Origin of the sequence: Halogeometricum pallidum JCM 14848 (assembly GCF_000337095.1) — an archaeon.
GTDB lineage: Archaea > Halobacteriota > Halobacteria > Halobacteriales > Haloferacaceae > Halogeometricum > Halogeometricum pallidum.
This window is the reverse complement of sequence record NZ_AOIV01000044.1, coordinates 79,669-93,329: the sequence shown is the minus strand read 5'-3', so window position 1 is coordinate 93,329 and position 13,661 is coordinate 79,669. Positions and strand designations below refer to the sequence as shown.

At 68.8% G+C, this 13,661-nt stretch carries 12 protein-coding genes; 8 read left to right on the top strand and 4 right to left on the bottom strand.

The features are described 5' to 3' along the window. The first annotated feature begins 71 nt into the window (after window positions 1–71). A complete protein-coding gene (locus tag C474_RS19585; protein ID WP_008389915.1) occupies window positions 72–1,778 on the top strand; it encodes a nitrite/sulfite reductase in 1,707 nt (568 codons plus the stop codon). After that, window positions 1,768–3,453, top strand: coding sequence for a Coenzyme F420 hydrogenase/dehydrogenase, beta subunit C-terminal domain (locus C474_RS19580; RefSeq protein WP_008389914.1), 1,686 nt, complete (start codon window positions 1,768–1,770; stop codon window positions 3,451–3,453). The genes C474_RS19585 and C474_RS19580 overlap by 11 nt, the downstream gene beginning before the upstream one ends. Window positions 3,454–3,501: 48 nt before the next feature. Here the strand turns inward: C474_RS19580 and C474_RS19575 are convergent, their stop codons facing one another. The 3 genes from C474_RS19575 to C474_RS19565 are packed head-to-tail and all read right to left on the bottom strand — an operon-like array spanning window position 3,502 to window position 7,461. Beyond that, the gene (locus C474_RS19575) at window positions 3,502–4,563 is read right to left on the bottom strand and encodes an ABC transporter permease (RefSeq protein WP_008389912.1); all 1,062 of its coding nucleotides are present in this window, start codon (window positions 4,561–4,563) and stop codon (window positions 3,502–3,504) included. Beyond that, window positions 4,556–6,466: an ABC transporter permease gene (locus tag C474_RS19570; protein ID WP_008389910.1), complete on the bottom strand. Its 1,911-nt coding sequence runs from the start codon at window positions 6,464–6,466 to the stop codon at window positions 4,556–4,558. The genes C474_RS19575 and C474_RS19570 overlap by 8 nt, the downstream gene beginning before the upstream one ends. Then, window positions 6,463–7,461 carry an ABC transporter ATP-binding protein gene (locus C474_RS19565; protein WP_008389909.1) on the bottom strand — a complete coding sequence of 333 codons (999 nt, stop codon included), beginning with the start codon at window positions 7,459–7,461 and terminating at the stop codon, window positions 6,463–6,465. The genes C474_RS19570 and C474_RS19565 overlap by 4 nt, the downstream gene beginning before the upstream one ends. Before the next feature lie 106 nt (window positions 7,462–7,567). Here C474_RS19565 and C474_RS19560 point away from each other — a divergent pair, with 106 nt between their 5' ends. Beyond that, on the top strand, window positions 7,568–7,780 hold the full coding sequence (locus C474_RS19560) for a hypothetical protein (RefSeq protein ID WP_008389907.1): 213 nt from the start codon (window positions 7,568–7,570) through the stop codon (window positions 7,778–7,780). Between the two features lie 53 nt (window positions 7,781–7,833). Continuing rightward, window positions 7,834–7,986 (top strand): hypothetical protein, encoded by a 153-nt coding sequence (locus C474_RS22755; protein WP_008389905.1) that lies wholly within the window; start codon window positions 7,834–7,836, stop codon window positions 7,984–7,986. Window positions 7,987–7,991: 5 nt separating this feature from the next. Here C474_RS22755 and C474_RS19555 read toward each other — a convergent pair whose 3' ends face one another. Further along, window positions 7,992–8,858: a 3-hydroxyacyl-CoA dehydrogenase family protein gene (locus tag C474_RS19555; RefSeq protein ID WP_008389903.1), complete on the bottom strand. Its 867-nt coding sequence runs from the start codon at window positions 8,856–8,858 to the stop codon at window positions 7,992–7,994. Window positions 8,859–9,000: 142 nt separating this feature from the next. On the opposite strand from C474_RS19555, the gene C474_RS19550 reads away from it, so the two are divergent. The 4 genes from C474_RS19550 (at window position 9,001) to C474_RS19535 (ending at window position 13,641) form a co-directional block, all read left to right on the top strand. Further along, entirely contained in the window at window positions 9,001–10,086 is a 1,086-nt protein-coding gene (locus C474_RS19550; protein WP_008389902.1) for a DUF7409 domain-containing protein, read from the top strand. A 273-nt stretch (window positions 10,087–10,359) separates the two neighbouring features. Next, complete coding sequence (locus tag C474_RS19545; protein WP_008389900.1) at window positions 10,360–11,259, top strand: class 1 fructose-bisphosphatase; 900 nt, start codon at window positions 10,360–10,362, stop codon at window positions 11,257–11,259. Between the two features lie 96 nt (window positions 11,260–11,355). Continuing rightward, window positions 11,356–13,158 (top strand): acyl-CoA carboxylase subunit beta, encoded by a 1,803-nt coding sequence (locus C474_RS19540; RefSeq protein WP_008389898.1) that lies wholly within the window; start codon window positions 11,356–11,358, stop codon window positions 13,156–13,158. A gap of 129 nt (window positions 13,159–13,287) precedes the next feature. Further along, window positions 13,288–13,641, top strand: a complete 354-nt coding sequence (locus C474_RS19535) for a DUF5658 family protein (RefSeq protein ID WP_049917205.1) — start codon at window positions 13,288–13,290, stop codon at window positions 13,639–13,641. Window positions 13,642–13,661 lie beyond the last annotated feature (20 nt).

Sequence of the window (13,661 nt, the reverse complement as noted above, 5' to 3'; positions counted from 1 at the left end):
GGACTGGCAGCGACGGGCGGTTCCTTGTGTGCCACTGATAACCATGTTATACTCTCGCTCGGGAGGCTATCATGAATACCGTAGAACGATGGAAGCAGGAGAAACACCCCCTCGACGTCGTCGACGACGTCCGCGAGTACGCCGCGGAGGGCCTCACGTTCGAGGAGATAGAGCGACGCGCCGGCGACGGCGAATGGGAACGCCTGAAGTGGGCCGGGATGTACGCCCATGGTCGACAGGAGGGCTACTTCATGCTCCGGACGAAGGTTCCCGGCGGTCGCCTCACGCCCGACCAAGCCCAGGTCATCGGTGAGGTGGCCGACGAGTTCGCCGTCGCCCCCGACGAACACGGCGGCGAGGAGCAAAACGAGATATGGGGCGACGCCTACCTCGATATCACGACCAGACAGGACGTGCAGATGCACTGGATACGGGTCGAGGACGTCCCGGAGATATGGGACAGATACGAGGAGGTGGGTCTGACGACGATTCAGGGCTGCGGCGACGGCGCGCGCAACGTCCTCGGCTGTCCCGCCGCCGGACTGACCGACCACGAGTGCTTCGACGCCCAACCCGTCGTCGACGCCGTCTCGGAGTACTTCACCGGCAACCGGGAGTACGCGAACCTCCCGCGGAAGTTCAAGATGACCATCACGGGCTGCCGGGAGGACTGTGCGCAGTCGCAGATAAACGACGTCGGCCTCGTTCCGGCGCGCAGGGAGGCGGACGGGCGGGACGTCTACGGCTTCCACGTCCGCGTCGGCGGCGGCCTCTCGGACGGCCCGCGCATGGCCTCGAACCTCGACGTCTTCGTCCGCCCCGAGGACGCCGTCGAGTTCTGCCGCGCCGTCGCGCAGACGTTCAAGGAACTCGGCGACCGGAACAACCGCGGCGTCTGCCGGATGCGCTATCTCGTCGAGCAGATGGGTCCGGAGGCGTTCGAGGCGGCCGTCCGCGACCGGTGCGACGCCGACCTGCCGTCGCGCGGGACCGACCTCACGCGCGGTTACGCGGGCGACCACGTCGGCGTGCGCGAACAGAAGACCGATGGACTCCACTACGTCGGGTTCAACGTGATAGCGGGTCGGATGGGCGGCGACGAGTTCGTCGCGGCCGCCCGCGCCGCGCGGGAGTACGGCACCGACGAGAGCACCGTCCGCCTCGCCACCGACCAAAACTTCCTCGTCACGCACGTCCCGAAGGAGAACCTCTCGGACCTCCTGAACGAGCCGTTCGCCCGGAAGTACGAACACGACCCCGGGCCGTTCGCCCGCGGCGCGGTCGGTTGCACCGGGTCGGAGTTCTGCAACTACGGCATCATCGAGACCAAAAATCGGGTGTACCGCTGGGCGAAGGCGCTCGACCGGCGAATCGAGACGCCCGCGGACCTCGACGTCGTCCGGATGCACATGTCCGGGTGTTCGGCGTCGTGCGCCCAACCGCAGATAGCCGACATCGGCTTCCGCGGCGAGACGGTGGCGGTGGACGACCCCGAGGAGACGACGAACGACGAGGGCGATGCGGTCGTCGAGGGGATGGACGTCGGCCTCGGCGGTTCCTTGGGGGCGGACAACGACTTTCTCGACTGGGTGGAGGGAGCCGTCCCCGCCCGCGCGGTGATTCCCGCGCTCGAACAGTTGTTCGCGGCGTTCGCCGACGAACGCGACGACGGCGAGCGATTCTACGAGTGGACCCGCCGCGTCGACAACGACCGCCTGCGCACCGTGATGCGGGGTGCAGATGCCAACGTCTCGGGAGGTGTCGCGCATGGGGACTGACGGAAACGAGCGGCGACTCCCGCACGTGCCCGAGACGGGCGGCGACGACGACGAAGCGACCGTACCGCCGGTGAGCGGCGGAGACGGAAAATCCGGACGAACGGCGGGGAGCCGCGACGACCTGCGACTCATCAAGTACCGCCGGGGGCGCCCGAACGAACCACCCGCAGAGGGTGGGGGAGACGACGCGCCGAACGACACGGGTTCGGCGTGCGGATGCGGCGGCGGGTGCGCCTGCGACTCCGGCGGCGCCCGCTCCGACGGCGGGACGCGGACCGCGGCCGAAAGCCGCGCGCGGACCCCGTCGGAACCGCAGTCCGACGGCGGCACCCGCCCCGAGAACGTCGACGCCGACGGGAACCTCACGGACCTGAACTTCACCGAACCCGCGGCGGGCAAGAGCCAGGACGTGTACGACGACGCCCCCGACAGGCGGGTACAGGTGCCCGACGGCGTCGAGTTGGACACGCCCGGCTACTCCATCCGGCGAGAGATGAGCGACGTCGAGGAACCGGACGGAAAGACGTGGTTCATGGAACTCGACGCGGCGGTCATCGACGAGGGGCGGTGCATCCAATGCGGCACCTGCGTCGCCTCCTGCCCCTCGGACTCCATCGGCATCGGCGACGACGGCCTGCCGGAGTTGGTGAAGATGTGCACCGGCTGTTCGCTCTGCTGGGACTTCTGCCCGCGCGGCGGCCTACGGTACGAGCGCCAGTGGAAGATAACCGGCGGCGAGGACAACGTGAAGGGGGCCGGCGACCCCATCACGGAGTTCTCCGCGCGCGTCGAGGAGGAGTGGCGCGGGAACGCACAGGACGGCGGCGTCGTCACCTCCGTGCTGATACACCTGCTCGAAGCCGGCGAGATAGACGGCGCCTTGGTCGCCACCGAGTCCGACGAGGAGCCGTGGAAGGCGGAGTCGTTCCTCGCGACGACGCCCGCGGAGCTAATCGAGAGCGCCGGGAGCTTCTACAATCAGACGATGGCGCTCGGAAATCTCGGCGTCGAACAGTGGGAGGAGAAACTCCCCGACAAGTCGCCCGAGGACCTCTCTTTGGCCCTCGTCGGGACGCCCTGCGAGATAGAGGGCATCCGCGCGCTACAGGACTTCGGGTGGGACTACGCGAGTCAGGAGGACGGCGTCCGCGCGATAGACTACACCATCGCGCTGATGTGCACGAAGAACTTCAACTACCACCGGCTCATCGGCGAGCAGTTGGCGGAAAAGCGGGACCTACCGCCCGAGGATATCGGCAAGTTGGACGTCCTCGACGGGAAGTTGATGGCGTACGACCACGACGGCCGGATGATTCTCGAGGAGGACGTCGAGGCGTTCCACGGCGCGGCGCTGAAGGGCTGCGACGAGTGCGCGGACTTCACGGGCTACTGCGCGGACCTGACAGTCGGTTCCGTCGGGTCGAGCGACGAGTACTCAAGCGTCATCGTCCGAACGGAGCGGGGGATGGAGGCGTGGGAACTGACGGAACCGGACCTCGACTACCACGACTTAGAAGACAAATCGGCCGTCGGCGGCCTGCAGTCGTGGGACAAAAAGCGGGCGTTCGAGGCGCTGCAGCGTCCGTTCGACCCGGACGCGCCGCGGTTCATCGAGTACGAAGAGCACGCGGAGAACTACGGGACGACCCTGCGCGCCCACGAGTCGGACCACTGAGGCGGCGCGGCCGGCACGTAGGCGGCGCACGATGCGACCGGCGGTTGGTCAGAGCGCGTTCGCGTCCACCTCGCCGACGAGGCGGCGGAGGGCGACGTAGACGCCGAGGCCGACGAGAGCGTAGGCGGCGACGACGACGGCCGCCGAGGCGTCCGCGCTCCCGATTGCGAGGCGCGCGGCCGTGTTCACCGGGTTGTTCGGGAACAGCGCCGTGCCGCCGAAGACGAACAGCACGCCGACGGAGTAGAGGAACTGCGCCGAGCGTCGCTCCGGCGAGAGCAGGGCGACGACGGCCCCCAGCGAGCAGACCAGCACCGACAGCGCCGCCACGAGGGCGAGGAGCGCGAGCGGGTTCGCCACGCGCGTTCCGTTGACCCCCAGCAGCACGACCCACAGCGCCGCCTGTGCGGGCGCCAGCGCCGCCGCGGCGAGCAGTTTGCCGTCCACGATTTCGCGCAGGGTGACGGGGGCGACCCGGAGCAGTTCGAGGGTGCCCCGCTCCCGTTCCTCGGCGATCGAGTCCACCGTGAGCGACCCGCTGATGAACACCGGAAGGAACAGCAGCAGGGGCACCAGTACGGTGTAGGTGAAGCCGTAGTACGGACTGGACTGCGTCTCCGGCGGCAGGTCGACCGGGAGCGCGCTCAGCCACGCCGCGCGGTCGGTCCGCTCTGCGCGTTCGAGGTTCCGGAGCACGTCGCGCAACTGCACGACGACGACGGTGGTCTGGACGTTCCCGTCCGGCACCGTCGCCGACACGTGCACCCTGCCGTCGCGAACCTCGCCGATCAACACCGCGTCGACTCCGGTCTCGGAGGGACGCTCGAAGGCGTCCGTCGCGGCCGCGGCGTCCGGGTAGACGTGGGAGTCCACGCCCGTCACCTCGTCGGCGGCGCGGACGAGTTCGTCCGTCGCACCGCCCGCTATCGCCACGTCCACCTCGTAGCCCCCCATCTCGCCGGGGTCGTACAGCGAGACGAGGCCGACGACGAGGAACGACGAGAACGCCGCGATGAACAGCTGTAACACCAGCGCGAGTACGATTGTCTTCTCCTCGCCCAGCGAGGCGAGTTCGCGCCGGGCGACGGTGACTCGGGCGTCGCTACCCAAGGAAACTCACCACCGTGTAGTTGTAGGCGGCGTGAACCGCCACCGCGACGAGAAACGCCGCGGCGTAGGGCCGCTTGCCTCGCGAGGCGCCGACGGCGGAGATGCCGGCGGTGACGGCATGGAGGGCGAGCGGAGCGAACAGCAGTGCGACGGCGAGGAGGAGGCCCGCGGCGCCGCCCGAAACCGCCCCCGCGCCCGCGCCGCCGAGGGCGCCGGCGTCGACGCCCGCGGGGGCGAGGAGGGTCCGGCCGAGTTCCAATCGCTGCAGACCGATGAGCTGTGCGACGGCGGTGAACTTCTCGCCGACGAAAAATCCCAGTCCGGAGAGCGCGCCGAGGCGGAGCGCCGTCGGGAGCGTCCGCTCGAAGCGCGACTTCTCGAACGCCGCGAAGACGTGGAGGCTCTTGGCCGCCTCCTCGACGAGCGCCACCAAGAGCAGCATCGTCGGAACGGTGAGCGCGACGGGCAGGACGAACAGCACGGCGACGGCCAGCAGTTCAGCGGCGAAGACGAACGGAATCGACAGGGCGGAGACGACGGCCGCGTCCCGCGGCCGGGAGACGCGCGCGTCGAGGGCGTCGAGGAACTTCAGCGGGACCGACCGCTGAGTGAACATGTCCTCCTCGCGGTAGACGCCCGCGCCGAGGGCGAATAGGGCGACGCCGCAGAGGAAGAACGGTCCCGTCGAGAACAGATACTCCCCGAGGCTCACTGATTGGGTTCCCAGATCGCGGACGACGAGCGTGAGCGGCGAGATGAGCGCGACGGGCGTCACCTGCGTGAAGATGGCCGGGACGAACGTGTAGGAGGTGAGAAACACCGACACCGCGACGGTGACGAACGTGAGTTCCTTGAACGACCGCGCGAACATCGCGCCGACGAACGTCGCCCCGAGGAAGACGAGGCCGATTGGCAGGACGGCCGCCACAGAGACGAGGCCGCCGCCGACTGCGAGGGCGATGGCCGTCGTGAGGCCGACGAGGGCGAGGAGGTAGGGGAGCGTCTTCCCGAGGACGATGTCCCCCGGCGAGACGGGCGCGACGAGGAGCAGTTCCCCGCGGCGGTTGATTCGCTCGTTCAGCATCGTCCCGCCGTAGGCCTGCACGACGAAGTTCATCGGCACGAGGAACGCGAACGCGAGGACTAAGGAGGCGAACGGGAACGGCGGCCGGATGTCGACCGGCGACCCGGTGGACCCCGAGGCGAACGGATTGACGCCTCCGAGGTTCGGCACCGAGAGCGACCCATCTGAGCCGGTGGTCCCCGCGGACGCGCCGCCGTCCGTCGAACCGGCGGTCGAGCCGGCGGATACGCTGCCGTCCGTCGAACCCGACGCGCTTCCGTCGCCGGCGGTGCCGTCCTCCCCCGACCCGCCGGACGCGACGCCGTCTGCGCCGTCAGCGGTTCCGTCGGAGGTCGACGCCGTCCCCGCCGGAAGCGACGACTCCCGGGAGGCGTACTCCAGGGAGACGACGACGGGGAACGCCGCCGTCGCGTTCTCCTCGGCCAGCATCGTCCGCGTGTTGTACCGCCGGATGGCGTCGTTCAGTTCCGCGAGCGCGGCGCGACTCTTCTGTGAGTCGTCGGCGGCGATATACCCTTGACCGACGAACAGGTCGACCTCGTCCATCCGACTCACGTCGGCCGGTCGCGGGTCGAGCGCCGACGACGCCGCGACGGGGCCGTAGTACGGGCTATCGGCGTCGACGCCGACGCGGTAGATGTTCCGGTCGAGGGCGACGCCGCCCGTCACGACGCCGGCGCTGGCGACGCCGCCGGCGAGGACGAGAGCGACGAGGACGAACCCGAGCGTCCGGCGGTCGACCGTCGCCGCCGAACGGGAGACCTCCCAACGGGCGATGCGGCGGACCGCGCTGAGTCGCTCTGCGAGCGACCGACTCACCGCTCGCCCCCGTCTCCACCCTCGTCTCCGTCCGTTCTCTCGCCCCGTCGTTCGTCCGTCCGTCCGCCGTCGGCCCGCGCGGCCGCGGCGGGGTCCGCGCGTCCCCGGCCGTCCTCGCGCGCCGCGGGCGGTCGGCCGGCGAGGTCGAGGAAGATGTCCTCCAGACTCGGCTCCGCCGTTCGGATGTCGGTCACCTCGCCGCCCGCGGCCTCGGCCTCGGCGCGGGCGGCCTCGACCGCCCCCATGTCGTCGACGACGCGCAGGTAGCGACCGTCGTCGGTCGCTTCCAAGCCTTCGACGTGCACCGTGGTGAACACGCGGTAGGTCGTCTCGCCGTGCTCCTCGCGTATCTCGGGCACCGTGCCGCGGGCGATTATCTCCCCGCGGTTCATGATGACGACGCGGTCGCAGACGCTCTCGACGTGATAGAGGTTGTGCGCGCTGAACACGACGGTCTTGCCGCGTTCGGCCAACTCGCGCGTGAACTCCAGGACGTAGTTCGTCGTCAACGGGTCCAGCCCCGACGCCGGTTCGTCGTAGACGAGCAGGTCGGGGTCGTTGACCAGCGACCGAGCGATGGCCACCTTCCGCTTCATCCCCTTCGACATATCGCCCAGTCGCCGGTCTCTGTGCTCCAGTTCGAGTCGGTCGAGGGTGTCCTCGGTCCGGCGCGTCGCCTCCGCCCGGGGAACGTCGTACAGGTCCGCGAAGAAGCGGAGATACGACCGCGCAGTCATGTCCTCGTAGAGCGGCGACTCCTCGGGCAGAAAGCCGAGGTGACGGCGCATCTCCGCGTCGTCCGCCGCGTACTCGCCCACCTCGACGGTCCCCTCGGTCGGTTCGACCAGTCCGGCGAGCATCTTCAGCGTCGTCGTCTTTCCCGCGCCGTTCGGCCCCACGACGCCGAATATCTCCCCCTCGTCCACCTCGAAGTCGCTCCCCACGACGGCGGGGAATCCCCCGTACGTCTTCCTGAGCCCCGCGACTCGTATCATGACCGGGGAGAGGGAGGACCCCCGGATAAATCGTTCGCGCAGATACTCAGCGTTGATACTCGGAGCGTCGGCGCAGTAATGAGGGTCCGCGCGAAACCGTCCGACCGTGCCCGCAGACGACTACCTCGACTCGCAGACCGCCCTGTTCGTCGGCGGGTTCGTCGCCGTCCTGTTCTGGTTCGCCGCCGGCCTCGCGTTCGTCGCCGGCGGCGACGCCCTCCCGGTCGTCCGGGCGTTCGCGCTCGGATTCGTCGGGTTGGGGGCGCTGTTCTTCCTCATCGGCGTCGTCGTCGCGGCGGCGCTCCGTCGAAGAGCGTAGCGTCGCCCTCGCGGCGACACGCTTTGGTGGGTGTGCGACCGTCGTTCGAACGTATGACAACTACTGTCGTACGCGACGAGAAGGGACGGTGGCATCGAACGGACATCCTAGCCTGCGGGGAGTCGTCCGTGCTGACGACCGCCGACGAACGAGAGGCCGACCCCGACGAGTTGGGCGAGGATCGCTGTCCGAACTGCACGTGGTAGGCGGGTCAGTCGTACTCGTAGAACCCCGTTCCCGTCTTCTTTCCGAGGTCGCCCGCTTCCACCTTGCGCTTGAGGAGGTACGCCGGCTTGTACCGGTCGCCCAGTTCTTCGTGGAGGGTTCGCGAGGCGTCCAGGCAGACGTCGAGGCCGATGTGGTCCGCCAGCGTCAGCGGTCCCATGGGGACGTTCGTCCCGAGCGTCATCCCGCGGTCGATGTCCTCCTTCGAGGCGACGCCCTCGTCGTAGGCGCGGATGCCCTCGTTCAGCCACGGCATCAGGATGCGGTTGGTGACGAAGCCGGGTTTGTCGTCGGACTCCCAGGTCTCCTTGCCGAGGGCCTCAGAGAACCCGTGCGCGAGTTCGACGACGGCGGGGTCGGTCTTCTCTCCGACGACGACTTCGACGCCCTTCATCACCGGGACCGGGTTCATGAAGTGGACGCCGACCACCGCCTCCGGGCGGTTCGTCGCGGCGGCGATGGCGGTGATAGAGAGCGTGCTCGTGTTCGTGGCCAGCACCACGTCCTCGTCGACGACGCCGTCCAGGTCGGCGAAGATGTCGCGTTTGAGGTCCATGTCCTCGACGGCCGCCTCGACCACGAGGTCCGCCGCCGCGAGGTCGGGTAACTCGGTCGTGCCGCGCACCCGGTCGAGGGCGTCGTCGGCCTCCGACTGCGAGAGTTTCTCCTTGCGCACGAACCGAGACAGGGAGTCCTCGATGCTGTCGAGGCCGCGTTCGACGTACTCCTCGGCGATGTCGCGCATCACCACGTCGTACCCCGACGTCGCCGCCACCTGCGCGATGCCGTTGCCCATCGTCCCGGCGCCGACGACGCCGACCGTTTCTACCTCTGATAAATCACGAACGTCCATGAACCTCCGTCGACGTCACGGATGCTAAACGTGACGAACCGTCGGCAATATCCGTCGTTATCGGGAGGACATGTTTCTTCTCATACATGGACGGAAACCCTCAAGTTGCAGAACGTGAAGGTAGGGGTCAACGGGTGAAAGCGTGAATCAAGGTGCCGACAGCGGACGCGAGGGTGACGACGCCGCCGGTGGGAGCGACGGCGTCGAGGACCGAACGATGGGGACGGGTGACGCCGCCGAGGATGCGGAAATCGACGGCCCGGAGGAAGATGCCGACGCCGTCGACGAGGGGGGCGAGGGGACGATAGCGGAGGGGGACCCCGAGTCGTGGAGCGCGGCGGCACCGACCGACGGCGACGGGGAGGTCCCCCTCCCGTGGACCGTCGTCGACGAGGAGGAGTTCGAGGAGACGTTCCCCGAGGCGTTGGAGGAACTGCGCTTCGTCGGCCCGAAGACCGCCGCGGCCCTCCGCGACTCCCCGATAGACGCGGCGGACGTGGCCCGCAAGCGCGTCTCCTACCGCGACCTGACCGCGCACGGCGTCCATCCGGGCGTGGCCGCGAAAATCCGGCGCGAGCACTCGCTGTCGTGGTCGTTCGACGCCGAGGACGGCGACCTGTCGCGCCGGTCCTCGCAGGTGCGCGGACTCGACGACGACGAACGCGCGTGGGTCGCCGCGTCCTCGGAATGGGCGGCGGACGAGGCGTCGGCCGCCGAGTCGGCGTGGCAGACGCGGGCCGACGGAGTCGAGGGGGACGGCGACGGGACGCCGGCGTCGACGACGGCCGAGGAGGGAACCGGGTCGACGGCCGACGCGGAGGCGGAGTGGCGCGCGGCGGCCGAAGAAACCGCGTCGGACGGGCCGACGCGCGACGAGGAGGCCGCGTGGCGGGCGAAGTCGACGCCCGACGGAGGGCGAGGGGACGAGACGGACGAGGAAGCCGCGTGGCGCGAGCGGGCGACCGAATCCGAGGCGGCGGCGCGGGACGACGGGACCGAGTGGTTCTCCGACGACGCCGAGGCGGCGTGGCGCGAGCAGAGTGCGCCGACGCCCGTGACGGCCCTCGACGCCGTCGGCGACGACCACGCGGCGCGACTCGCGGACGCCGGCATCCGCTCCGTCCGCCGACTCGCCACCGCGGACCCCGCGAGCGTCGCTGACGCCCTCGAACTCGGCGAGCGACGGATTCGACGGTGGTGCGAGGCGGCCCGAGCCCACTTCGACTGAGCGGACCGGAGAACTATTTACTCTTCGAGTTAATTATTATCCGAAACCTCAGATACCATTAGAGTCGTTCTTTCCCGCTTCTGACACGCGAATTAGGAATCCGCTACTGAATCTCCTCTGCGCTATTTTTATATACGTGGTGACCGGAACCAGAAGTGATGAAAGCCGGTGCTGCGTCCGGGGGGTCTGTCGAGAAACCCCCCGGGCGACCGGTCCGCACCGCGACCCCCACCTGCACGCTTCGCCTCGACTCGCGGAGGTGCGTTCTAACCGATGGCCACCCAGGAAGACACCACCCCGACGGAAGCGGTATCGAACGCGACGACTATCACGCGGATCATCGACGTAGTCGCCGCCGCGGCCCCGGAGATTCGCGCCGGTCTGCCCGGCCGTCGGGTGTACGCGGAGACGGACAACCCCTCCGGCGAGACTCCGCTGGAGGCGGATATCTTCGCCGACGACATGCTCCGCGACCGCCTCGGCGACCTGCGGGGCGTCGGCGAGTACGCTAGCGAGGAACGCGAGGAGGTTATCGACACGGGTACCGGCGGCCTCTCGGTCTGTATCGACCCGCTCGACGGCTCCTCGAACCTGAAGCCCAACAACACGATGGGCACCATCGTCGCCGTCTACGACGCCCCCCTCCCGGCCGCGGGCACGGACATGGTCGCGGCGGCCTACGTCCTGTACGGCGCGACGACGACGATGGTCGTCGCGCGCGACGATACCGTCTCCGAGTACGTGATCGACCAGGAGGGCGACTACGAGACGATACGCGAGGACGTGTCGCTCCCGGACGACCCGACGGTGTACGGCTTCGGCGGGCGGGTACCCGACTGGGTGGACGACTTCGCCGACTACGCCGAGGAGGTGGAGTCCGACCCGAGCATGAAACTCCGCTACGGCGGGTCGATGATCGGCGACGTGAACCAGGTGATGACGTACGGCGGCATCTTCGCCTATCCGACCCTCGCGGACGCCCCGGAGGGGAAACTCCGCGTCCAGTTCGAGGGGTATCCCGTCGGTTACATCGTGGAGACGGCCGGCGGGCGGTCCTCCGACGGCGAGCGGTCGCTCATGGACGTCGAGAAGGACGGACTGCACGCGCGGACGCCGGTGTACGTCGGCAACGAGGAGTTCGTCGACGACCTGGAAGCGGCGTTCGACGACTGACCGGCGGCGCTCCGACGGCTTTGCGCCGGGGACGGCCCGCGGTCCGCCGTATCTTACATAGAAAACGATTTTGAACTCCCCCGCGCAGTCCGGGGTATGAAGGTCCGAATCGGCGCCGACGCCTCCGACGAGGAGGCGTCCGCCATTGCGAGCGCCCTCGCACAGCACCTCGGGTCGGCGGTCGAGGTGTACGCCGGCGGGGCGGACGCGCCCGCGGCGACGGCCGACGCACCGACCGCGGAGTACCCGTTGGACGACGAGTTAGGGCCGACCGAACGGGAGGAGCGACTGCGCGCGGAGATTCGCGACATCCTCGAAGGCGGCCCCGAGAAGTACCGCGCGCGCCTCGGCGACCAGGGGAAACTGTTCGTCCGCGACCGACTCGAACTCTGGTTCGGGGAGACGGGCGAGTCCGCGCGCGGGGGAGCGGACAAGAACGGGGCCGACGAGGGGGGTGACGGTATCACGTTCGAAGACGGCAAGTTCGCCCACTTCGACGGCTGGCACCCCGACAGTCCCGAGGTGGAGGACGCCGACGACGGGAACCGCCTCCCGGCCGACGGCCTCATCACGGGCGCCGCGACGTTCGAGGGGCGGGACCTGCACTTCATGGCGAACGACTTCACCGTGAAGGCGGGGTCGATGGCCCGCCACGGCGTCGAGAAGTTCCTCCGGATGCAGCAGCGAGCCCTCAAGAGCGGCAAGCCGGTGCTCTACCTGATGGACTCCTCGGGCGGCAGAATCGACCAGCAGACCGGCTTCTTCGCGAACAGGGAAGGAATCGGGAAGTACTACTACAACCACTCGATGCTCTCCGGCCGAGTTCCGCAGATCTGCGTCCTCTACGGCCCGTGCATCGCCGGCGCGGCCTACACTCCCGTCTTCGCGGATTTCACCGTCATGGTCGAGGGGATGTCCGCGATGGCCATCGCCTCTCCGCGCATGGTCGAGATGGTGACGGGCGAGAAGATAGACATGCAGGACCTCGGCGGCGCGCGGATGCACGCCGAGGAGTCCGGCAGCGCCGACCTCGTCGCCCGCGACGAGACCCACGCCCGCGAACTCGTCGCGGAGTTGGTGACGTACCTCCCCGACAAGGCCGGCGAGAAGCCCCCGAAATCGGAGACGCTCCCCCCGAAGTACTCCCCCGACGGCATCGACGAACTCATCCCGGAGGCGCCGAACCGCCCGTACGACGTCCACGACCTCTTAGACAGGGTCGTCGACGCCGAGTCGGTCTTCGAACTCAAGCCCGACTACGGGACGGAGATCGTCACCGCGTTCGCCCGCATCGACGGCCGGCCCGTCGGCGTCGTCGCCAACCAACCCGCCCAGCGGTCGGGCGCCATCTTCCCCGACGCCGCCGAGAAGGCCGCGGAGTTCATCTGGACCTGCGACGCCTACGAGGTTCCCCTCCTCTATCTCTGCGACACGCCGGGGTTCATGGCCGGGTCACAGGTGGAAAAAGACGCCATCTTAGAGAAGGGCAAGAAGTTCATCTACGCCACCTCGTCGGCGACGGTGCCGAAACAGACCGTCGTCGTCCGCAAGGCGTACGGCGCGGGCATCTACGCGATGGGCGGTCCAGCCTACGACCCCGAGAGCGTCCTCGCGCTCCCCTCCGGCGAGATCGGAATCATGGGACCGGAGGCGGCTATCAACGCCGTCTACGCGAACAAACTGAACGACATCGACGACCCCGAAGAGCGGAGGCGGCGGGAGGACGAACTCCGCGAGGAGTACCGCCGCGACATCGACGCCCACCGGATGGCGAGCGAAGTCGTCATCGACGAGATAGTCCCTCCCTCGGACCTCCGCGCCGAACTCGCCGGCCGGTTCGCCTTCTACGCCGACGTGGAGAAGTCCCTCCCCGAGAAGAAACACGGCACCGTCCTCTGAGGCGGCGACCGTTTCACCCCGGCCGCCGGGCCGTAGGCGAACGTTTATCGGGCGGTAACGTACAAATTATCCAGACTCTCTTCCGGTATGTGACGACTACTGAGAAGTGTTGTCCGCGTGAACGGTGGCATGGCAGCACCCAACGCGACGAGGTCGGCGATGCTCTTCTCCGACGCCCTCGACGCGCTCGCCCGACGGGAGCGGACCCTCTGGACCGCCGTCGCCGTCACGTACGTCCTCGACGTCGCGCTCACCGCCTACGGTCTCAGCCTCGGGTTCGAGGAGGCGAACCCCATCGCCCGCGCGACGATGCTCGCCGTCGGCCCGCTCCCGGCGATGATCGCCCTCAAGACCGCCGTCGTGGGCGTCGCCGCCGTCTTCACGCGGTACGCCCCGCCCGGCGGCCGACCGCTCATCCCGCTCGCCGTGGCGATGCCGTGGGCGGTGGCCTCGGTCTCGAACTCCGTCCTCATCTTCGGCTGAGTCGCCCGCACCCTCCGATT

What these genes read in the sequence shown, in the direction of transcription:
- C474_RS19585 (WP_008389915.1), top strand. Translation starts at nt 72, where the DNA reads ATGAATACCGTAGAACGATGGAAGCAGGAGAAACACCCCCTCGACGTC.
- C474_RS19580 (WP_008389914.1), top strand. Translation starts at nt 1,768, where the DNA reads ATGGGGACTGACGGAAACGAGCGGCGACTCCCGCACGTGCCCGAGACG.
- C474_RS19565 (WP_008389909.1), bottom strand. Translation starts at nt 7,461, where the DNA reads ATGATACGAGTCGCGGGGCTCAGGAAGACGTACGGGGGATTCCCCGCC.
- C474_RS22755 (WP_008389905.1), top strand. Translation starts at nt 7,834, where the DNA reads ATGACAACTACTGTCGTACGCGACGAGAAGGGACGGTGGCATCGAACG.
- C474_RS19555 (WP_008389903.1), bottom strand. Translation starts at nt 8,858, where the DNA reads ATGGACGTTCGTGATTTATCAGAGGTAGAAACGGTCGGCGTCGTCGGC.
- C474_RS19545 (WP_008389900.1), top strand. Translation starts at nt 10,360, where the DNA reads ATGGCCACCCAGGAAGACACCACCCCGACGGAAGCGGTATCGAACGCG.
- C474_RS19540 (WP_008389898.1), top strand. Translation starts at nt 11,356, where the DNA reads ATGAAGGTCCGAATCGGCGCCGACGCCTCCGACGAGGAGGCGTCCGCC.
- C474_RS19535 (WP_049917205.1), top strand. Translation starts at nt 13,288, where the DNA reads ATGGCAGCACCCAACGCGACGAGGTCGGCGATGCTCTTCTCCGACGCC.